This window comes from Stenotrophomonas sp. Steno-Z2, assembly GCF_056393235.1.
In genome coordinates this window covers 810,128-828,872 of the sequence record NZ_JBWJOY010000001.1, presented here as the reverse complement: position 1 = coordinate 828,872, position 18,745 = coordinate 810,128, and the positions used below count along the sequence as shown (strand labels likewise).

19 protein-coding genes are annotated in these 18,745 nt (G+C 70.9%); 11 read left to right on the top strand and 8 right to left on the bottom strand.

Going from position 1 to position 18,745, the window contains the following annotated elements:
* Positions 1-204 precede the first annotated feature (204 nt).
* Positions 205-1,197, bottom strand: coding sequence for an energy transducer TonB (locus AC06FP_RS03705; RefSeq protein ID WP_478074532.1), 993 nt, complete (start codon positions 1,195-1,197; stop codon positions 205-207).
* 204 nt (positions 1,198-1,401) lie between these two features.
* Complete coding sequence (locus AC06FP_RS03700) at positions 1,402-1,983, bottom strand: TIGR00645 family protein (protein ID WP_478074531.1); 582 nt, start codon at positions 1,981-1,983, stop codon at positions 1,402-1,404.
* Positions 1,984-2,090: 107 nt separating this feature from the next.
* Here AC06FP_RS03700 and AC06FP_RS03695 point away from each other — a divergent pair, with 107 nt between their 5' ends.
* A complete protein-coding gene (locus AC06FP_RS03695) occupies positions 2,091-2,780 on the top strand; it encodes a glutathione binding-like protein (protein ID WP_456117420.1) in 690 nt (229 codons plus the stop codon).
* Positions 2,781-2,840: 60 nt separating this feature from the next.
* Here AC06FP_RS03695 and AC06FP_RS03690 read toward each other — a convergent pair whose 3' ends face one another.
* A complete protein-coding gene (locus AC06FP_RS03690) occupies positions 2,841-4,148 on the bottom strand; it encodes a WD40 repeat domain-containing protein (RefSeq protein WP_478074530.1) in 1,308 nt (435 codons plus the stop codon).
* Between the two features lie 178 nt (positions 4,149-4,326).
* On the opposite strand from AC06FP_RS03690, the gene AC06FP_RS03685 reads away from it, so the two are divergent.
* Genes AC06FP_RS03685 through AC06FP_RS03675 form a run of 3 tightly spaced genes read left to right on the top strand, consistent with a single transcriptional unit; the run spans position 4,327 to position 8,887 of the window.
* A complete protein-coding gene (locus tag AC06FP_RS03685) occupies positions 4,327-6,552 on the top strand; it encodes a S9 family peptidase (protein WP_478074529.1) in 2,226 nt (741 codons plus the stop codon).
* 19 nt (positions 6,553-6,571) lie between these two features.
* Positions 6,572-7,060 carry a cytochrome c oxidase assembly factor Coa1 family protein gene (locus AC06FP_RS03680; RefSeq protein ID WP_478074528.1) on the top strand — a complete coding sequence of 163 codons (489 nt, stop codon included), beginning with the start codon at positions 6,572-6,574 and terminating at the stop codon, positions 7,058-7,060.
* A gap of 39 nt (positions 7,061-7,099) precedes the next feature.
* Positions 7,100-8,887, top strand: coding sequence for a DUF885 domain-containing protein (locus AC06FP_RS03675; RefSeq protein ID WP_478074527.1), 1,788 nt, complete (start codon positions 7,100-7,102; stop codon positions 8,885-8,887).
* A 270-nt stretch (positions 8,888-9,157) separates the two neighbouring features.
* Here AC06FP_RS03675 and AC06FP_RS03670 read toward each other — a convergent pair whose 3' ends face one another.
* Positions 9,158-9,580 carry a hypothetical protein gene (locus tag AC06FP_RS03670; RefSeq protein ID WP_478074526.1) on the bottom strand — a complete coding sequence of 141 codons (423 nt, stop codon included), beginning with the start codon at positions 9,578-9,580 and terminating at the stop codon, positions 9,158-9,160.
* 136 nt (positions 9,581-9,716) lie between these two features.
* Here AC06FP_RS03670 and AC06FP_RS03665 point away from each other — a divergent pair, with 136 nt between their 5' ends.
* The 4 genes from AC06FP_RS03665 (at position 9,717) to AC06FP_RS03650 (ending at position 12,275) form a co-directional block, all read left to right on the top strand.
* Positions 9,717-9,959, top strand: a complete 243-nt coding sequence (locus AC06FP_RS03665) for a hypothetical protein (protein ID WP_456119495.1) — start codon at positions 9,717-9,719, stop codon at positions 9,957-9,959.
* Positions 9,960-10,038: 79 nt separating this feature from the next.
* Positions 10,039-10,953: a bestrophin family protein gene (locus AC06FP_RS03660; RefSeq protein ID WP_478074525.1), complete on the top strand. Its 915-nt coding sequence runs from the start codon at positions 10,039-10,041 to the stop codon at positions 10,951-10,953.
* A gap of 28 nt (positions 10,954-10,981) precedes the next feature.
* The gene (hemB, locus tag AC06FP_RS03655) at positions 10,982-11,971 is read left to right on the top strand and encodes a porphobilinogen synthase (RefSeq protein ID WP_478074524.1); all 990 of its coding nucleotides are present in this window, start codon (positions 10,982-10,984) and stop codon (positions 11,969-11,971) included.
* Between the two features lies 1 nt (position 11,972).
* Positions 11,973-12,275, top strand: a complete 303-nt coding sequence (locus AC06FP_RS03650; RefSeq protein ID WP_478074523.1) for an SHOCT domain-containing protein — start codon at positions 11,973-11,975, stop codon at positions 12,273-12,275.
* A 78-nt stretch (positions 12,276-12,353) separates the two neighbouring features.
* Here AC06FP_RS03650 and AC06FP_RS03645 read toward each other — a convergent pair whose 3' ends face one another.
* On the bottom strand, positions 12,354-13,235 hold the full coding sequence (locus AC06FP_RS03645; protein WP_478074522.1) for a TolB family protein: 882 nt from the start codon (positions 13,233-13,235) through the stop codon (positions 12,354-12,356).
* A gap of 54 nt (positions 13,236-13,289) precedes the next feature.
* Here AC06FP_RS03645 and aroE point away from each other — a divergent pair, with 54 nt between their 5' ends.
* On the top strand, positions 13,290-14,138 hold the full coding sequence (aroE, locus tag AC06FP_RS03640) for a shikimate dehydrogenase (protein WP_478074521.1): 849 nt from the start codon (positions 13,290-13,292) through the stop codon (positions 14,136-14,138).
* Between the two features lie 5 nt (positions 14,139-14,143).
* The gene (locus tag AC06FP_RS03635) at positions 14,144-14,491 is read left to right on the top strand and encodes a hypothetical protein (protein WP_478074520.1); all 348 of its coding nucleotides are present in this window, start codon (positions 14,144-14,146) and stop codon (positions 14,489-14,491) included.
* A gap of 247 nt (positions 14,492-14,738) precedes the next feature.
* Here the strand turns inward: AC06FP_RS03635 and AC06FP_RS03630 are convergent, their stop codons facing one another.
* A complete protein-coding gene (locus tag AC06FP_RS03630) occupies positions 14,739-15,212 on the bottom strand; it encodes an REP-associated tyrosine transposase (RefSeq protein WP_478074519.1) in 474 nt (157 codons plus the stop codon).
* Between the two features lie 330 nt (positions 15,213-15,542).
* On the opposite strand from AC06FP_RS03630, the gene dinG reads away from it, so the two are divergent.
* Positions 15,543-17,642, top strand: coding sequence for an ATP-dependent DNA helicase DinG (gene dinG / locus AC06FP_RS03625; RefSeq protein ID WP_478074518.1), 2,100 nt, complete (start codon positions 15,543-15,545; stop codon positions 17,640-17,642).
* Positions 17,643-17,811: 169 nt separating this feature from the next.
* On the opposite strand, the gene AC06FP_RS03620 is transcribed toward dinG, so the two are convergent.
* Together AC06FP_RS03620 and AC06FP_RS03615 are read right to left on the bottom strand one after the other, a co-directional pair.
* Positions 17,812-18,075 (bottom strand): hypothetical protein, encoded by a 264-nt coding sequence (locus AC06FP_RS03620; protein WP_433852880.1) that lies wholly within the window; start codon positions 18,073-18,075, stop codon positions 17,812-17,814.
* Positions 18,076-18,138: 63 nt separating this feature from the next.
* Complete coding sequence (locus AC06FP_RS03615) at positions 18,139-18,726, bottom strand: YdeI/OmpD-associated family protein (RefSeq protein ID WP_478074517.1); 588 nt, start codon at positions 18,724-18,726, stop codon at positions 18,139-18,141.
* Positions 18,727-18,745 lie beyond the last annotated feature (19 nt).

Here is an 18,745-nt window from a genome sequence, read left to right as displayed (position 1 = left end):
CTTTCTGTTTCTGCAGGTGCGCGGCCTGCCGTGCGTGCTTCACCGGGCGCGCTTTCGCCGGCCGGGCGCATGCGGTGCGAGCCCGCATCCATCCATGGAAAATCCCGTACCTGCAGGAAAACAAAGGCCCGGATCGCTCCGGGCCTTTCGTCTTCGCTGGTGCGCAGCCTCGCTGCGCACGCCTGCCGCCGGCAAGCCCCGCGGCTACTGGTTGGGCTGGAACGCCAGCGTGCGGCGGGTGGTGGTGGGGCTGGAGATCGGCTCGAAGCGCCAGCGCTTGACCGCGTTCAGGGCCTCGCGGTCGAACACGCGCGGCGGGTTGGCGCGCAGCACGCGGGCATCGGTGACCGATCCATCGGTGCCGATGGTCAGCTCCACCAGGACTTCGCCGGACGTGCCCGAACGCAGCGCGTCGGCCGGATAGCGCGGCGCCGGCGTGCTCACCGCGCGCAGGCTGGGCGCGGCCGGCTTCGGCGCGGCGGCGACCTGCTGCGCGGCGGCGCGGGCATCGGCCTCGCGCTTGGCGGCGGCCTGGCGCTCGGCTTCCAGCCGCTCGCTTTCCTGGCGCGCCGCTTCCTGGCGTGCGGCCAGCTGCTGCGCGGCGGTGGCTTCGGCCGCCTGCTGCTGCGCCAGGCGCTGCTGTTCGACCAGCTGCTTGGCGCGGGTCTCGGCGTCCTTCCTGACCTTGTCGGTCTCTTCCTGGGTGCGCTTGACCGCCACTTCCATGCCGCGGGTAACGCCCTGCTTGAGCCGCGGCAGCGCAGGCGCCGCCGGGTCCACCTTCTCGATCAGCGCGATCAGGCGCTGCGCCTCGGGAAAGTCCTCGCGCGCCAGGCTCTGCTCGGCGGCGATCAGGGTGTAGGGCTGCAGGTCGGTCAGCGCGCTCTTGACCGCCGCGTCGTCGGGCAGCTTGTCGCGCAGGGCCAGGTAGTACTCCATGGCGTTGTCGCCGGCCGGCGCGTACATGCGGTTCTCGCGCAGGGCGGTGCTGGCCGAATCGCGCAGCTGGTCGGTGCCCATCGACTGCACCTTGGCCGAAACCGCGGGTTCGGCCGGGGGGGCGGCAGCGGGGCCGGCGGGCGCGCCAGCGGCGGCGGCCGGAGCGGAATCGTCCTTGCCCGAGCAGGCCGCCAGGGCGACGGCCAGCAGGGCGGGCGCCAGCAGGCGCGCTTTGCCGTGGATCGTGACGTACGACATCAATCTTCCCCTTGAATCGACGAACGCGAATGGTTGCTCGCCCGGGCCGTCATGGATGCGCGGCGTTTCCCGACGCCGGCCGGACCCGGGGCGAAGGGTGAATCTAGCATTGCCGCCCGGGGTTGCACGAGGCGGGGGCGGCAGACGCCATGGAAACCGATGGCCGCCCCGGGGCGGCGGCCATCGGCAGGACCGGTATCCGGATCAGTGCGCGTTCTGCTTCGAATGCCCGTTGGACATGAGCTTGTCGGTCCAGGCGATGCCCACCGCCGACAGGATGAACACGCAGTGGATGATGGTCTGCCACATCACGCCGGTGGCGGTGAACTTGGTGCAGGTCGCGCCCGTGGCCAGCGCCGACCCGCACAGCGGCAGTCCCAGCTGGCCGGCCTCGATGAAGGTCTTGAGCAGGTGGATCGAGGAGATGCCGATGATCGCCATCGCCAGTTTCACCTTCAGCACCGACGCATTCACGTGGCTGAGCCACTCCGGCTGGTCGGGATGGCCCTGCAGGCCCAGGCGCGAGACGAAGGTCTCGTAGCCGCCGACGATGACCATCACCAGCAGGTTGGAGATCATCACCACGTCGATCAGGCCGAGCACGATCAGCATGATCTGCTGCTCGCCCAGGGCATTGGCGTCGTGGATCAGGTGCCACAGTTCCTTGCCGAACAGGAACACGTAGACGCATTGGGCGACGATCAGGCCGAGGTAGAGCGGCAGCTGCAGCCAGCGCGAGGCGAAGATCAGGGCCGGGAGGGGGCTCAGCGGTTTGTGTTCGGACATGGCAGGGATGCTGCGTTGCGGAAAGGCGGCAGGTTAACGGTCGTCCGGTAGGCTGCCAAGCGCTACCGTATCGATCCCCGGTGACGGTCCCCCACGGAGACGCATTCATGATCGACCTCTACTACTGGCCCACCCCCAATGGCCACAAGATCACCCTGTTCCTGGAAGAAGCCGGGCTGCCGTACCGCCTGGTGCCGGTCAACATCGGCAAGGGCGACCAGTTCCAGCCCGATTTCCTGGCCATCTCGCCCAACAACAAGATGCCGGCCATCGTCGACCACGCCCCGGCCGACGGCGGCGCGCCGCTGAGCGTGTTCGAATCCGGCGCGATCCTGCTGTACCTGGCCGAGAAGACCGGCCGCTTCCTGCCCACCGACCTGCGCGGCCGCGCCGCCGCGCTGGAATGGCTGTTCTGGCAGATGGGCGGGCTGGGGCCGATGAGTGGGCAGATGGGCCATTTCAACGTCTACGCGCCCGAGCGCATCCCCTACGCCATCGAGCGCTACGACAGCGAGGTGCGGCGCCTGCACCGGGTGATGGACAAGCGCCTGTCGCAGTCGCCCTACCTGGCCGGCGACGAATACGGCATCGCCGACATGGCCAGCTACCCGTGGATCGGCGCCTACAGCAAGCTACCGGCCGATTTCGACGCCTTCCCGCACCTGCACCGCTGGCACCAGGCCATCGCCATGCGCCCGGCCACGCAGCGCGCCTACGCGCTGGGCCCGACCGTCAACCCGGACGCGGGCAAGCCGCTGAGCGAGGAGGAGCGGCAGCACCTGTTCGGCAAGCGCTGAGCGGCGGCCGGCATGGGAGGCGCGTCGCCGTGGCTGCGCGCCCGCGTGCCGGCGGCGCGCTCACCACGCCAGCGGCGCGGCTTCCTGTTTCCAGAACAGCCAGCGGCGCAGCTCGCGGTGCGCGCGCACGCCGACCTGCTCGGGGTTGGCCGTGGTGGAGGCCAGGTCGATCAGGTGCACGGTGCCGGAATGGCTGCCCACGGCCAGCATGCGGCCATCGGCGGAAGCCGCCATCGCGCTGATCGTGCTGCCGACATGCTGCTTCCACAGCAGCGTGCCCCCGGCGTCCACCGCGCGCAGATAGCCGTAGGCGTCGCCCAGCACCAGCCCGCCGGCCACCGGCGCACTGGCGTAGATGCGGCCACCGGGATCGACCACGCGCACCGCCGGGTGCTCTTCGTAGAAATCGGTGTCGATCCGGTCGAAAGCTGCAGTGTCCACGGCGATGGTGGCGCCGTTGTAGAAGTGGCAGGCATTGAGCGCCACGTGGCGGCCGTCGGCGAAGAAGGCGGCATGGTGCGGGTACTCGCCATGCGGTCCGATCCCGCAGACGGGCTGGCCGTGACCGTCGAAGATGCGGTGGCGGCCGTCCTGCTGGCCACAGGCGATCCAGTCGCCATCGGGCGAGACCGCCGCATGCACCATGTCCAGGCGCACCGGGTACGGATCTTCCTGGGCCGCCTGTTCCTGCAGCTCGGCGGCGGTCGGCAGCAGGCGCTGGATGCCAGCGGGTCCGCACAGGAACACGCCATCGCCGCGCACCACCACCGCGCGGTGGCCGTCGTTGAACGGAATCAGCTGCTGGATCGCCGCGTCGTCTTCGGCCAGCGCCGCCAGCAACGCAGGAAGCGCTTCATCACCGCGTGGAAGCGGCAGCCTCGCTACTGGAGCAGGTTCGTCGCCGCGCCGGATCTCGATGTGGCCGCCGATGGCCAGGGCGACCAGCTGCCGGTCCGGGCTGGCGCCGAACATGTCCACCGAAGGCAGGGCCTGCGACTCCAGCCCCCGCACCACCAGCACCCGGCCCGGCTCGTACCACGCACCGGTACGCACCAGCAGTCCGCCGTCCGGCAGCCACGCCAGCGCGCCGATGCCCTGGCTGTTGTCCTCCAGCAACGGCAGCAGGGCTTCGTGCAGCGGCGGCCACTGCGCGCGGAACCGCGCGATCGCATCGGCATCCCGCCCGGCATTGGCTGCGCGCAGCTGCTCCATCAGCGTCGGAAGCAGGGCTGACAGGTCGGGCGCGTCGTCGGGGTCGTCCATGCCCTGCCAGTCGCAGGCATCGCCGCGGGCGATGTAGTCGTTGAGGTGGCGGGCATGGGCGTACACGGCGGCCTGCCAGCGCAGGTGCGGGGAGGGAGCGGTCATTGCGGCGGGGGCGTCCGGGGAAACAGGACGGCGATGGAAGCACAGTGGGTTGCTGCCCGTCACGGGCCGGCGGGCGACCCGGCGCGGCGGGCCGATGCGAGCGAGACTGACGGCAGGGGCGCGCGCGGGCGGGCTCGGCTAGGATGGCGCGATCCGTTCTGTCCACGACAGGAAGCCCATGCGCCCCTTGTTCCTTGCCCTTGCCATGATGCTCGCCACGCCCGCCGTCCACGCCGAAAAACTCACCCTGGAAGCCATCACCGGCAACGCGCCGCTGTCCGGGCCGACGCTGATGAAGCCCAAGGTGGCGCCGGACGGCTCGCGCGTGACCTTCCTGCGCGGCAAGGACAGCGACCGCAACCAGCTGGACCTGTGGGAATACGACATCGCCAGCGGCCAGACCCGGCTGCTGGTCGATTCCAAGGTGGTGCTGCCCGGCGCCGAGACCCTGAGCGACGAGGAAAAGGCGCGGCGCGAGCGCCAGCGCATCGCGGCGATGACCGGCATCGTCGATTACCAGTGGTCGCCCGACGCGAAGACCCTGCTGTTCCCGCTCGGCGGCGAGCTGTACCTGTACGACCTGGGCAGGCAGGGCCGCGAGGCGGTGCGCCAGCTCACCCATGGCGAGGGCTTCGCCACCGACCCGAAGATCTCGCCCAAGGGCGGTTTCGTCAGCTTCGTGCGCGAGCGCAACCTGTGGGTGATCGACCTGGCCAGCGGCAGGTCGCTGCAGCTGACCCATGACGGCAGCGCCACCATCGGCAACGGCGTGGCCGAATTCGTCGCCGACGAGGAAATGGACCGCCATACCGGCTACTGGTGGGCGCCGGACGACTCGGCCATCGCCTTCGCCCGCATCGACGAATCGCCGGTGCCGGTGCAGAAGCGCTACGAGATGTACGCCGACCGCGTGGAGATGATCGAGCAGCGCTACCCGGCGGCCGGCGACCGCAACGTGCTGGTCAGGCTCGGCGTGGTGGCGCCGCGCGCCGGTGCAGCGCCGACCTGGGTGGACCTGGGCAAAGAGCAGGACATCTACCTGGCCCGCGTCACCTGGCGCGATCCGCAGCGCCTGACCTTCCAGCGCCAGAGCCGCGACCAGAAGAAGCTGGAGCTGATCGAAACCACGCTGGCCGATGGCCGCCAGCGCACCCTGGTCACCGAGACCAGCCGGACCTGGGTGCCGCTGCACAACGACCTGCGTTTCCTCAAGGACGGGCGCTTCGTGTGGTCGTCCGAGCGCAGCGGTTTCGAACACCTGTACCTGGCCAGCGAGGACGGCGCCACGCTCACCCCGCTGACCTCGGGCGACTGGCCGGTGGACGAACTGCTGGCCGTGGACGAGGACGCCGGCAAGGTCTACTTCCGCGCCGGCGTCGAATCGCCGCTGCGCAGCGAGATCTACGCCGTGCCGCTGGCCGGCGGCGCGCCGGCCAGGCTGTCGCGCGCGGCGGGCATGCACAGCGCCGCGTTCGCCAACAACGCCAGCGTCTACGTGGACAGCTGGTCCAACAGCAGCACGCCGCCGCAGATCGAGCTGTACCGCGCCAATGGCGAAAAGATCGCCACGCTGCTGGACAACGACCTGGCCGACCCGTCGCACCCGTATGCGAAGTACCGCGACGCGCAGCTGCCGGTGGAGTACGGCACGCTCACCGCCGCCGACGGCAGGACCCCGCTGCACTACAGCCTGATCAAGCCCACCGGCTTCGACCCGGCGAAACAGTACCCGGTGGCGGTGTACGTATACGGCGGCCCGGCGTCGCAGACCGTCACCGACAGCTGGCCCGGCCGCGGCGATCACCTGTTCAACCAGTACCTGGCGCAGCACGGCTACGTGGTGTTCTCGCTGGACAACCGCGGCACGCCGCGCCGCGGCCGCGATTTCGGCGGCGCGCTGTACGGCGTGCAGGGCACGGTGGAAGTGGCCGACCAGCTCAAGGGCGTGGAATGGCTGAAGCAGCAACCGTGGGTGGACGCCGCGCGCATCGGCGTGCAGGGCTGGTCCAACGGCGGCTACATGACCCTGATGCTGCTGGCCAAGGCCTCGGACCAGTACGCCTGCGGCGTGGCCGGCGCGCCGGTCACCGACTGGGGCCTGTACGACACGCACTACACCGAGCGCTACATGAACCTGCCGGCGGCCAACCCCGACGGCTACCGCGAAGGGCGCATCCTCAGCCACATCGACGGGCTCACCTCGCCGCTGCTGCTGATCCACGGCATGGCCGACGACAACGTGCTGTTCACCAATTCGACCAGCCTGATGAGCGCGCTGCAGAAGCGCGGCCAGCCGTTCGAGCTGATGACCTACCCGGGCGCCAAGCACGGCCTGTCCGGCAGCAACGCGCTGCACCGCTACCGCATCGCCGAGAACTTCCTCGCGCGCTGCCTCAAGCCCTGAGCGGGCCGGGAGGACACGGATGTCGTCGCTGCCACCTCCGCTGCCGGGCGCGCGGCCGCCCGGCCAGCGGCCGCCGCGCAACTGGCTGCAGCGGAACCTCAGGTGGGCGCTGCCGCTGTTCGCGCTGCTGATCGTCGGCGGCTGGTCGCTGACCTACTGGATGGGGCTGCGGCAGATGGCCGCGCCGCTGGAAAGCAGCGAGCCCTACCGCGAGGCGCTGGCGCGCGCCGGCCGCGACCCGGAAGTGGCCGCCGCGCTCGGCCAGCCGCTGCGGGCCAGGCCGTTTCCGTTCGGCAGCATCAGCCAGTTCGGCGATGGCGGCAGCGCCGAGCTGATGATCCGCATCCAGGGCCCGCGCGGCAGCGGCAGGCTCGACGTGCGCGCGCAGCGCCGCGAAGGGCGCTGGTCCTATCCGCGCCTGGAGGCGGAGCTGCCGGGCCGGCATGCGCCGGTGGACCTGCGCGACGCGCGCGACCGCGACTGCACGATCTTGCCGGGCTGCCGCTGACTGCGTAGGGTCACGGCTCCGCCTCCTGGAGCCGCGCGCATGAAGCCCATCGTCCTCGCTGTCGCCCTTGCCCTGGTCGCGCCGCTGCCGCTGGCCGCGGCCGCCGCGCCTCCCGCCGGCAGCGCTCCCGCCGCGCCGGCCTGGGTAGCGCACAGCAACGAGCTGGCGCAGATCCTGCTGCGCGCGCAGGCACCGTTCCAGCCGGAAACGGCCAGCTTCTTCGGCGTGCCGGGTTATGACGACAAGGTCGTCGACCTGGGCCCGGACAACGCCGCGCGCTACCGCGCCGCGCTGGAGCAGGCACGCGCGCAGCTGCGCGAAAAGCTCCAGCTCGAACGCGACCCCAATGTGCGCCAGGACCTGGAGATCATGATCGCCGCGGCCGAGCGCAACATCGAGGGCAGCCGGCTCGAGGAGCAGCACCTGATGCCGTGGGTGGACGTGCCGCAGGCCGTGTTCGGCGGGCTCAACGGCCTGCTTTCCGACCAGGTCGCGCCGGAACGCCGCGCCCGCGCACTGGACCGGCTCAAGGCCTATATCGGCCAGGCGCCGGGCACGCAGCCGCTGGCCACGCTGGCGCGGCAGCGCTACGCCGGGAAGAGCGGCGTGCCGGGGCTGCTGCAGCCGACCAAGATCGAGGTCGAGCAGGCGCTGGCCAACGTCGATACCTACATCGCCGGCATCGGCAAGCTGTTCGCGAAATACGACATCAAGGGCGCCGACGCGGCGCTGGCCACGCTGTCCACGCAGATGAAGGACTACATCGCCTGGACGCGGCAGGAGGTGCTGCCGCAGGCGCGCGCCGACACGCGCCTGCCGCCGGAGCTGTATGCGTTCCAGCTCAGGAAGGTGGGCGTGGACGTCGACCCGGCGCTGCTGATGCAGCGCGCCCAGCTGGAGTACATGGAAACCCGCGCGATGATGCGCCAGCTGGCGCCGCTGGTGGTGCAGGCCAAGGGCCTCAGGGTGGAGGACGCGAACGACTACGCGGCCGTCATCCGCGCGCTGAAGCAGGACAAGATCGGCGACGACCGGCTCCAGGCGCACTACCGCGGCGTCATCGATGCCATCGACCCGATCATCCGCCAGCAGCGCATCGTCGACGTGCCGCAGCGGCCGCTGCAGATGCGCCTGGGCAGCGAGGCCGAAAGCGCCGCATCGCCGGCGCCGCACTACCTGCCGCCGCCGCTGGTCGGCAACAGCGGCCAGCAGGGCACCTTCGTGCTGCCGCTGGGCAACCCGGCCTCGGGCGGCAAGGCGCAGTACGACGACTTCAACTTCGGCTCGGCGGCATGGACGCTGAGCGCGCACGAGGGCCGCCCGGGCCACGACCTGCAGTTCGCGGCGATGGTCGAGCGCGGCATCTCGCTGGCGCGCACGCTGTTCGCGTTCAATTCGGTCAACGTCGAAGGCTGGGCGCTGTACGCCGAGGCCGAACTGGTGCCGTTCGAACCGCTGGACGGGCAGATGATCGCCCTGCAGTTCCGCCTGCTGCGCGCCGCCCGCGCCATGCTCGACCCGATGCTCAACCTCGGCCTGACCGACCGCGAACAGGCGCGCAGGGTGCTGGTGGATGGCGTCGGCCTGTCCGAGGCCATGGCCACCCAGGAACTGGACCGCTACACCGTGCGTTCGCCCGGCCAGGCCTGCAGCTACTTCTACGGCTACACCCGGATCATGGAACTGCGCATGCGCACCGAACTGGCGCTGGGCGACCGGTTCGACCGCCTGGCCTTCAACAACTTCCTGCTCGACCAGGGCCTGCTGCCGCCGGACCAGCTGGCCGCCGCGGTCGATGAGGTATTCATCCCGGCCCAGCGCCGATAGGAAGAAAGGGCGCCGCGAGGCGCCCTTCCGGCTCTGGCTGGGCCTGGATTCCTCCCGCAGCGGGGCCCTGTGGATACCGGAACCAAAGCTGATTCTCGTAGGAGCGGCTTCAGCCGCGAAACACGCGGAGGTTGAAGCCCCGACAACGTCCCGTCATTGCGATGCGCGTTTCCGCAGGGGCACCACGACACGCAGCAATGAAACGCATCAGCCGTGGGAATCCAGCGCGCAGTGCCCGCCGCTGGAGCCGCTTCTGCCTTGCCGGCTTCGCTACTTGCCCGCGCCCGGCGGCACCCAGATCGCCACGCCCGCGGCGCGCTTCTGCTCGGTGGGGATGCCCATGCTCAGGCCGCCGCCGGTATGCCGGCCGAAACTGCCGGCGCCCACCGACATGCCCACCGGCGAGCGGCCGGCGCCCACGCCCATCAGGATCACGCCATTGGCGCCGAGCGCCGCCGCCTCGCGCTTGAGCCGGGCAATGGCCGCGTCGGTCTGGCCCTGGGTGCCGAAGCCGACCGCGCTGGAGGCTTCCAGCTGGGCGATCTCCACCGAGCCGGCCGGCGGCGTGGAATAGATCTGCACGCTGGCCGGGTCGACCGGCGCGCGCGCCTGGCCCAGCATGACCCTGGAGGTGCTGGCGCAGCCGCCTGCGGCCAGGGCGATGCCCAACGCGATGGCGAACGGGAATTTCATGGTTTCACTCCCCGGTGGGTGTCGGGTGGATCATCGGCGCCCGTGCGTGAATCGGCCGCGAACCGGGCGAACGCTTGATCGCGGCCGTTTCCGGGCTATCTTGCGCGCACTTACCCGCGGAGGAAAGGACATGGGACTGATCAGCCTGATCTGGGGCATCGTGGCGCTGTTGTGGATGGTATTGGCCTTCATCCCGCTGCTGGGCTGGGGCAACTGGTTCCTGATCCCGTTCGCCGCGGTCGGCGCGATCATCGCCGCCGTCGGCCTGCTGTTCACCCGCGCCGGCAACCGTGGCCGGGCCAAGGCCGGGCTTCTGCTGAACGTGGCCGTGATCGTGGTCGGGGTGATCCGCCTGGGCCTGGGCGGCGGCTTCATCTGACCGGCAGGCGTAGAATGGCGGGCCCTGCCGGCAGACGGGTCCGGCGCACAGGGCCCGCAGCAGGCGCGACCACCCCCCGATGATCATCCGACCCCGCCCCCGCGGCTGGCAGCTGCTGTACATCCTGCGCGGTTCGATCGTGCCGGCCATCGCGCCGCGGGTGCTGGCGATCGGCGTGCTGGCGGTGGCCGTGGCCCTGTTCGCCAAGCTGCATCATCCCTTCGCCGCCGATGGCCTGGCGGTGGCGCCGTTCACCCTGCTGGGGCTGGTGCTGTCGATCTTCCTGAGCTTCCGCAACAACGCCTGCCACGAGCGCTGGTGGGAAGGCCGCAAGCTGTGGGGCCAGCTGCTGATCGAGGCGCGCAGCTTCGTGCGCCAGGCCAATGCGCTGCTGGCCGACGACGCGCCGCTGCGCCGGCGCGTGTCGCGGTTGCTGATCGGGTTCGCCCACGCGCTGGCCGCGCGCCTGCGCGGCCGCGACGAGGCCGCCGCGGCCGCGCCATGGCTGGCGCCGGACCAGCAGGCCGCGCTGCAGCGGCGGAACATTCCCGATGGCCTGCTGGCGCTGGTCGCCGCCGAACTGGCCGTGCCACTGCGCACGGGCCGGCTCGATCCCTATCTGTACGCCCGGTTCGAGGAACGCCTGCACGCCCTGTCCACGGTGCAGGCGGCCTGCGAGCGCATCGCCGGCACGCCGCTGCCGTTCGCCTACACCCTGCTGCTGCACCGCTGCGCGTGGCTGTTCTGCGTGCTGCTGCCGTTCGGCCTGGCCGGCGCGCTGGGCTGGGCCACCCCGGTGGTGTCGATGCTGCTGGCCTACGCGTTCTTCGGCCTGGACCAGCTGGGCGAGGAGCTGGAAGAGCCCTTCGGCCTGGAACCCAACGACCTGCCACTGGACGCGATGGTGCGCACCGTCGAGATCGACGTGCTCGACGCGCTGGGCGAACGCCCGCTGCCCGAACCGCTGCAACCGCAGGGCTACCTGCTGCAATAAGCCATTCCCCCGTATCCGGAGTACCGCCATGTTCCATCCCCGCTACCGCCCGCGCCGCATGCGCCACGACGCCTTCTCGCGCCGGCTGATGCGCGAGAACACCTTCACCGCCGACGACCTGATCTGGCCGGTGTTCGTGCACGAACTGGCCGGGCGCGCGCCGGTGGCGTCGATGCCGGGCGTGGAGCGCTTGTCCATCGACGAGCTGCTGCGCGAGGCCGAGCAGGCGCTGGAACTGGGCGTGCCGGTGATCGACCTGTTCCCGGTGGTCGATCCGTCGTGCAAGTCGCTCGATGCCGCCGAGGCCTGGAACCCGGACGGGCTGGCGCAGCGTGCGGTGCGCGCGCTCAAGCAGCGCTTCCCCGAACTGGGGGTGATGACCGACGTGGCGCTGGACCCGTTCACCGTGCACGGCCAGGACGGCATCATCGACGAGCGCGGCTACGTGCTCAACGACGTCACCGTCGATGCGCTGGTGAAGCAGTCGCTGTCGCATGCCGAGGCCGGCGTGGACATCGTCTCGCCCTCGGACATGATGGACGGGCGCATCGGCGCGATCCGCCAGGCGCTGGACGACGCCGGCCACATCAACACGCGCATCATGGCCTATTCGGCCAAGTACGCCTCGGCGTTCTACGGCCCGTTCCGCGACGCGCTGGGCAGCGCCGGCAACCTCGGCAAGGCCGACAAGCACACCTACCAGATGGACCCGGCCAACAGCGACGAGGCGCTGCGCGAGATCGCGCTGGACCTGGAGGAAGGCGCGGACATGGTGATGGTCAAGCCGGGCATGCCGTACCTGGACGTGGTGTACCGGGTGAAGCAGGAGTTCGGCGTGCCGACCTTCGCCTACCACGTCAGCGGCGAGTACGCGATGCTCAAGGCGGCCGCCGCCAACGGCTGGCTGGACGAGCGCCGCTGCGTGATGGAGGCCATGATCGGCTTCAAGCGCGCCGGCGCCGACGGCGTGCTGACCTACTACGCGCCGCAGATCGCGCGCTGGCTGCGGGAAGGCTGAGATGGACGCACCCGGCATGCAGCCCTGGCAGTGGGGGGTGTGGGTGGTCGGCGTGATCGCGTTCGCGCTGGTGATCGGGCTGGTGATCGCCGCCGTGCTGCGCGCCGCGCGGCGTCCGCCGGAACTGCCGTCGGCCGCGCAGCGCCTGCAGCGGCAGTCGCCGCAGCCGCCGGAGATCGAGGCGCGGCTGCGCGAGCTGGCAGGCCTGCGGGAGGCCGGCCGGATCAGCGAGGTCGACTACGAACGGCGCCGTGCCGAAGTGCTCGCCGGCAAGCCGGCCCCGGGCGACGACAGCCGAGCGTAGATGCGGGGCCCGCCCCGCATGAAACCTTGCTCGACGCGCACCACCGCGCGCCATGCACGTGGCGGTGGGCGCATTCGCCTAGCGGCAATCGCCGCCGCCGTCGCTGGCCGGCGCACGCATCCGGTACAGGTCGAAACCGCCGGCGCGCGGCGCGCGCGCGTGGCCGCTGACCAGCAGTTCGCCCGGCGTGCTGGCGTCGGGCAGCGCGGCGCGGGTGTCGCCGTCGGCGGTGTTGAAGGACAGCGCCAACGGTTCGGCGGCGCTCCATTGGCCGTTGCGGCAATGCGACAGCTGCAGCTGCGCGCCACCGCCGCCATTGCCGCGCGCGAACACCAGCGCGCGTCCACCGGCCAGCCAGGCGCCGTCCAGTTCGTCGCCCGCGCCGTTGATGCCGGTCATCGGCCGCGGCGCGGCGAAACCGTCGCCGTCGCGGCGCGCGCTCCACAGGTCCCAGCCGCCGGCCCCGCCGGCGCGGTTGCTGGCCAGCAGCAGGCTGCCGTCGTCCTCGCGCAGGGCGGGCGAGCGTTCGTCGTCGGCGCCGTTGATCGCCGGGCCCAGGTTCTGCGCCGGACCGAAGCCGCCATCGTCCAGCAGCCCCGCGCGGTACAGGTCGAAGCCGCCGTGGCCGCCGCTGCGGTTGGAGGCGAAGTACAGCCAGCGGCCGTCGGCGCTGAGGAACGGATCGACCTCATCGGCCGCGGTAGCGAGCGGCAGCGGGCGCGGTTCGGTCCAGCGCGGGTCCTGCCACGTGGCCTGCCACAGGTCCCAGCCGCCGGCGCCGCCGTCGCGGTTGCTGGCCCAGACCAGGCGCCGGCCGTCGGCCGAGCGCGTGGCGCGCAGTTCGTCGGCGCGGGTGGAGACCACGCCGATGCCTTCGATGCCGAACTCGGCCAGTGCCGTCACCCGCGGCGCAAAGAGTAGACTCGCAGACAGCGCGAGCAGCAGCGATCGGGTCCGCATGGAGGGTTCCGCAAGCCAGGGATCGCGCCAGTCTAGGTCATGCAGAGGATCATCATGAGCGCCGCCCGCTACGCCGTCTTTGGCCAGCCCATCGCCCACTCGCAGTCGCCGCGCATCCAGGCCGCCTTCGGCAGGGCGCAGGGGATCGAGATCGACTACCGCGCCATCGAGGCTTCGCCGCAGGATTTCGCCGCGGCGCTGGAAGCCTTCGCCGCCGACGGCGGCGTGGGCGCCAACGTGACCCTGCCGCACAAGGAAGCGGCGTTCGCGCTGTGCGCCACCACCACCTCGCGTGCGCAGCGCGCCGGCGCGGTCAACACCCTGCTGCGCAAGGGCGCGCGCTGGCATGGCGACAACACCGACGGCATCGGCCTGGTACGCGACCTCACCGGCCGCCACGGCCTGGACCTGCGCGGCCGCCGTGTGCTGCTGCTCGGTGCTGGCGGCGCCGCGCGCGGCGTGGCACCGGCGCTGCTCGACGCCGGCATCCTGGAACTGGTCGTGGCCAACCGCACGCCCGAACGCGCCGACGCCCTGGTCGATGCGATGAGCGAACCAGGCCGCGCCATCTCGGCGTACTGGGATGCGCTGCGCGAGCAGGGCGATTTCGAGCTGATCATCAATGCCACCTCCGCCGGGCGCAGCGACGGCGCGCCCTTCAGCCTGCCGCTGTCGCTGGTCAACAGCCTGACCACGGCGGTGGACCTGAACTATGGCGAGGCGGCGATCCCGTTCCTGGCGTGGGCGCGCGCGGCCGGCTGCCGCAACTACTTCGACGGCCTCGGCATGCTGGTCGAGCAGGCCGCCGAAAGTTTCCAGCAATGGCATGGCGTGCGGCCCGAAACCGACGCGGTCTACGCCGGGCTGCGCGAACGCGCCGCCACCCTGGTCACCGCGGACTGAGCGGCATGGACCAGGCGCAACTGCTCAGCTCGCTGCTGGTATCGGTCGGTTACCGCCTGCCGGTGATGATCGCGCTGGGCGTGGCGCTGGTGCTGCTGCTGGGCGCGCCGAAGGCGATGGCGCGCAGCGCCGCGCTGTGGGCGCTGGCGATCCTGATGGCGACCACGCTGCTCGGCGCGGTGCTGGCGGTGCTGCCGCTGCTGCTGATCGCCGCCGGCAATTTCGACCGCGTCGTCGGGCTCAATACCTGGCTGGGCATCGGCCATTTCGCGCTGTCGCTGCTGGAAGCGGTCGGTTTCGTGCTGCTGGCCTGGGCGCTGGCCAGGGCGCTGCGTAGTCAGGCGAAAGCCTGAGCCGCGCCCGGGTTGGCGCGGACCGGTGCCGGGCGAGCCCGGCACCGAGGGGCGTGTGTCGCGATGTTTCGTACGGGGGCCATGCCCGCCGAGGATGTGGGACCTGCTCCGCATGAACCGTGCCGGTGAAGCCATCCCGGGCGAGCCCGGCACCTGCAGGATTCCAGGCCGGTTGTGCCGGAGCGCTCCATGCGCAGGCAGCCCATGCCCGCCATGGATGCGGGGCTTGCCCCGCATGGAGCTTCGGCTACGGGTCATCGAGTCCCCCATGGCGCGAGATCCATTGGCATCCCCAGTGCGGGTATTCGCGGACGTCGGTTACCAGCCCGGCCCGTAGCGGGTTGGCGACGATGTAGCGTGCCTGTCCCAGCAGGTCTTCATCATCGCGCAGGCGATGGTCGTGGAAGCCGGACTGCCAGATCGCGCCGCCCTGCCCCCGCACCTGGTTGATGGCCCCCGTGGAGCGTGACTTGAAGCGGCGCAGGCAGGCGGAAAGCCCGCCATGGTCGAGGGTGAACAACCAGTGCAGGTGATCGGGCATCACTACCCAGGCGTGGGTCTGGCTGCAGCCCTCCAGATCGCTGCGCAGCATCTGCTGGCGCACGATCTCGGCCAGCGAGGCGTCCCGGAACAACGCCTGCCGGTGGCGGGTGGCAACCGTGACGGCATGGACCGCGCCCTGCGTGGAGTGGTGGCCTTTCCGGAGTCTTGGGCTGGACATGGAGGCACCCTATCGACCAGCAGTGATGGCGTGTATCAGTGATCTCCGTGATGTGTGTCGGAGCGCCATGCGGAGGCATGTACTCGCCATGGATGCGGGGCTTGCCCCGCATGAAGCCGGGCCGGTGAAGGCCCGCGCCGGGCGAGCCCGGCGCCTGCGGGGATGGACCGGGCATCGATATGTTCGTGCCGGAGCCCATGCCCGCCGGGGTGCGGGGCATGAACCCACGCCGGTGAAGCCCTCGTGCCGGGCAAGCCCGGCACCTGCAGGGCGCGTGTCGCGCCGGTATGGGAAAATGCCGGCCATGAACGTAGCAGGCGGCAGGACGGCGTGACGGAGAAAGTGGAAGCGCCGCGGGCGTTGACCGAGGAAGTGAAGGCGGCCATCCGCGACGCCTACGCGAAGCTGCAGGCCAATACCCCCGGTTTCAGCACGCGCCGCTCGCAGAGCCAGATGATCGGGGTGGTCTCGCGCGCGCTGGCCACCGGCGGCGTGGGCGTGGTCGAGGCGCCGACCGGCGTCGGCAAGAGCCTGGGCTACCTGACCGCCGGCGTGCCCATCGCGCTGGCATCGAAGAAGAAGCTGGTGGTCAGCACCGGCACGGTGGCGCTGCAGTCGCAGCTGGTCGAGCGCGACATTCCCAACTTCCTCAAGGCCACCGGCCTGCAGGCCACGGTGGCGCTGGCCAAGGGCCGCACCCGCTACCTGTGCACGCGCAACGCCGCCGAGGCGCAGGGCGAGGGCGCGCAGGACAGCATGTTCGGCGACGACGCGCCGCTCTACGACCGGCCGCTGGCGCCGATCGAGATGGACGTGGCCGGCAGGCTGATGCGCGCCTTCACCGAAGGGCGCTGGAACGGCGACCTGGACAACGCGCCGGAGGCGGTCACGCCCGGCCTGCGCCTGCGCATCACCACGCCGGCCTCGGGCTGCGCCGGACGCCGCTGCGCCTATTCCACGCAGTGCCCGGTGCTGCGCGCGCGCAACGAGGTGCGCGAGGCGCAGATCGTGGTGACCAACCACGCGCTGCTGCTGTCGGCGCTGTCCATCGGCGAGTCCGACAACGGCCAGCCGCTGATCGCCCCGCCCGGCGACATGCTGCTGGTACTGGACGAAGGCCACCACATCGGCAACGTCGCCATCGACCAGGGCGCGGCCAGCCTGCCGCTGGAGGACATGGCGCGGCGTACCGGGCGCCTGCAGATCGTCATCGCCGGCGCGTACCGCGCGGTGGACAAGGACAAGCTCGGCAACCTGCTGCCGAACGAGGCGATCGAAGCGGCCGCGCGCGTCAGCAGGCTGCTCAAGGCCTTCGCCGACGGCATCGCGCAGGTATGGACGCCGGCGCCGGACGAGCGCGAGCCGCTGTGGCGCGCCGCCAACGGCCGCCTGCCGGAGGCATGGAAGCAGCCGATCGAAGAACTGGCCGACGAGACCCGCACCCTGCTCAACTGGGCCACGGCGGCCGCCGCGCAGGTGGCCAAGGGCAAGCCGGAGGACGCCGGCCACGAGCGTCTGCAGCGCAGCCTGGGCATGGCGCTGGAGATGATCCAGCAGCAGTACGACCTGTGGGCCGGCTGGCGCCGCGAGGACAAGGAAGGCCAGCCGCCGATGGCGCGCTGGATCACCCTGACCCGCGACGGCGAGCACGTGCTGCACTGCTCGCCGGTATCGGCGGCGATGGTGCTGCGCAAGCTGCTGTGGGACGAGGTGGATTCGGTGGTGATGACCTCGGCCACGCTCACCGGCGGCGGCGATTTCCAGGCGCTGGCCATCGACAACGGCATTCCGGAAGAGGCGGAGATGGTATCGCTGGCCTCGCCGTTCGACCTGGCCAACCAGGCGCAGCTGGTGGTGCCGCCGTTCCCGGTGACGCCGGACGACCGCGAACGCCACCCGAAGGAGGTGGCGAAGTACCTCGCCGCGGAGCTGGACTGGGACAAGGGCAGCATCGTGCTGTTCACCTCGCGCTGGAAGATGGAGAAGGTGGCCGAGCTGATGCCCGCCACGCTGCGCAGAAAGGTGCTGGTGCAGGGCGAGGGCGCCAAGCAGAAGATGATCGACGAGCACCTGCGCCGCACCGCCGCGGGCGAGGGCTCGGTGCTGTTCGGGCTCAATTCGTTCGGCGAGGGCCTGGACCTGCCGGGCGAGGCCTGCACCACGGTGGTCATCACCCAGGTGCCGTTCGCGGTGCCGACCGATCCGCAGACCTCGACGCTGAGCGAGTGGTTTGAGAGCCGCGGGCTGAATTCCTTCAACCTGATCGCGATCCCGCACGCGCTGCGCACGCTGACCCAGTTCGCCGGGCGCCTGATCCGCACGTCCACCGACACCGGCCGCGTGGTCATCCTCGATTCGCGGCTGCTCACGCGCCGCTACGGCAAACGCATCATCGACGCGCTGCCGCCGTTCAGGCGGGTGATCGGATAGGCGCCCGATGCGCGCAGCCGGATTCGTCGCACGCGCCCCGTAGGAGCGGCTTCAGCCGCGAAAGGGGCTGTACCGCCAGTCCTCGATTCCAGCGAAGGAGGGGGGATTTCAGTAGCGACTTCCCGGGAATGCCCTTTTCGCGGCTGAAGCCGCTCCTACGGCGGCGGGGTCATTCCTCGCGCTTGTTCAGCGCCGAGGTCACCGCCGCGGCGTCCTCGCGCGACAGGAACAGGTATTCCAGCTCGCAGCCGCCGAACCTGTCCTCCAGCTCCTGCATGCGCACCGGATGGCTGCCGAAGCGGTAGTGCTGGCTGCCGTCGTCGGTGTCCTCGACCAGGTAGACGCCGAAGGACGGGGGATTGGTGAGGGTGCCTTCCAGCTTGACGGATGAAGGGTCGATGGCGCGCTGGATGAGGTCTTCGAGGTCGGTCATGGCGTTGCGTGGGGAGTCGGGTCGTGCTTTCGGGGGCAAGTGGAATCGTTGGCGGGGCCGGCGTCAATGCCTTTCGTGCTTCCAGTGGCGGCGCCTGCCCTGTTCCAGCCATTCGATGGCCTGGGCGATGCGCTGCTGGCGGGTGGTTTCGCGCCTGGCCTCGCCGATCCACTCCAGGTAGTCGCGCTGGGCGCCGGGCGCGAAGCCGTCGAACGTGGCCCTGGCCTGCGGTGCCGCGGCCAGCGCCTGCGCGAAGGCCGGCAGCATGGGTAGCGGCGGCCGCGGCGTGCGCTTGAGTGCCGGCGCGCCATCGTCGAGGCGCTGCATGGCCTGGCGCAGCTGGGCGGCGAATTCGCGTTTGCCGGGCAGGTCGGCGACCGACAGCAGCCGGCCGTACTGGCCCATGCCCTCGCCGGCGCCGCGGTCCCCGCCGTCGCGCGACCACAGGTTCAGCGCGGCATGCGCCTTGAACGCGGCCATGCCGCACAGCAGCCTGCCGCGACGCAGGAAGGCGGGCATGCCCCATTTGATAGCTTCCTCGGCATCGGGGCAGGCGGCGTGCACGCGCTGGCGGATCTCGCGCAGGATCGGCTGCGCGAAGGCGGCGGCGCTGGCGATGTAGGCATCGACGCGGGGATCGGGAGTCGGCATGGCGGGCCTCGGTTGGGCG

Bases quoted from the DNA above. Each gene is read 5' to 3' on its own strand.
- AC06FP_RS03685 (WP_478074529.1), top strand. From the start codon at position 4,327: ATGCGCCCCTTGTTCCTTGCCCTTGCCATGATGCTCGCCACGCCCGCC.
- AC06FP_RS03700 (WP_478074531.1), bottom strand. From the start codon at position 1,983: ATGTCCGAACACAAACCGCTGAGCCCCCTCCCGGCCCTGATCTTCGCC.
- AC06FP_RS03660 (WP_478074525.1), top strand. From the start codon at position 10,039: ATGATCATCCGACCCCGCCCCCGCGGCTGGCAGCTGCTGTACATCCTG.
- AC06FP_RS03650 (WP_478074523.1), top strand. From the start codon at position 11,973: ATGGACGCACCCGGCATGCAGCCCTGGCAGTGGGGGGTGTGGGTGGTC.
- AC06FP_RS03630 (WP_478074519.1), bottom strand. From the start codon at position 15,212: ATGTCCAGCCCAAGACTCCGGAAAGGCCACCACTCCACGCAGGGCGCG.
- AC06FP_RS03680 (WP_478074528.1), top strand. From the start codon at position 6,572: ATGTCGTCGCTGCCACCTCCGCTGCCGGGCGCGCGGCCGCCCGGCCAG.
- AC06FP_RS03675 (WP_478074527.1), top strand. From the start codon at position 7,100: ATGAAGCCCATCGTCCTCGCTGTCGCCCTTGCCCTGGTCGCGCCGCTG.
- AC06FP_RS03670 (WP_478074526.1), bottom strand. From the start codon at position 9,580: ATGAAATTCCCGTTCGCCATCGCGTTGGGCATCGCCCTGGCCGCAGGC.
- AC06FP_RS03645 (WP_478074522.1), bottom strand. From the start codon at position 13,235: ATGCGGACCCGATCGCTGCTGCTCGCGCTGTCTGCGAGTCTACTCTTT.
- AC06FP_RS03695 (WP_456117420.1), top strand. From the start codon at position 2,091: ATGATCGACCTCTACTACTGGCCCACCCCCAATGGCCACAAGATCACC.
- hemB (WP_478074524.1), top strand. From the start codon at position 10,982: ATGTTCCATCCCCGCTACCGCCCGCGCCGCATGCGCCACGACGCCTTC.
- AC06FP_RS03690 (WP_478074530.1), bottom strand. From the start codon at position 4,148: ATGACCGCTCCCTCCCCGCACCTGCGCTGGCAGGCCGCCGTGTACGCC.
- AC06FP_RS03615 (WP_478074517.1), bottom strand. From the start codon at position 18,726: ATGCCGACTCCCGATCCCCGCGTCGATGCCTACATCGCCAGCGCCGCC.
- aroE (WP_478074521.1), top strand. From the start codon at position 13,290: ATGAGCGCCGCCCGCTACGCCGTCTTTGGCCAGCCCATCGCCCACTCG.
- AC06FP_RS03635 (WP_478074520.1), top strand. From the start codon at position 14,144: ATGGACCAGGCGCAACTGCTCAGCTCGCTGCTGGTATCGGTCGGTTAC.
- AC06FP_RS03705 (WP_478074532.1), bottom strand. From the start codon at position 1,197: ATGTCGTACGTCACGATCCACGGCAAAGCGCGCCTGCTGGCGCCCGCC.
- AC06FP_RS03620 (WP_433852880.1), bottom strand. From the start codon at position 18,075: ATGACCGACCTCGAAGACCTCATCCAGCGCGCCATCGACCCTTCATCC.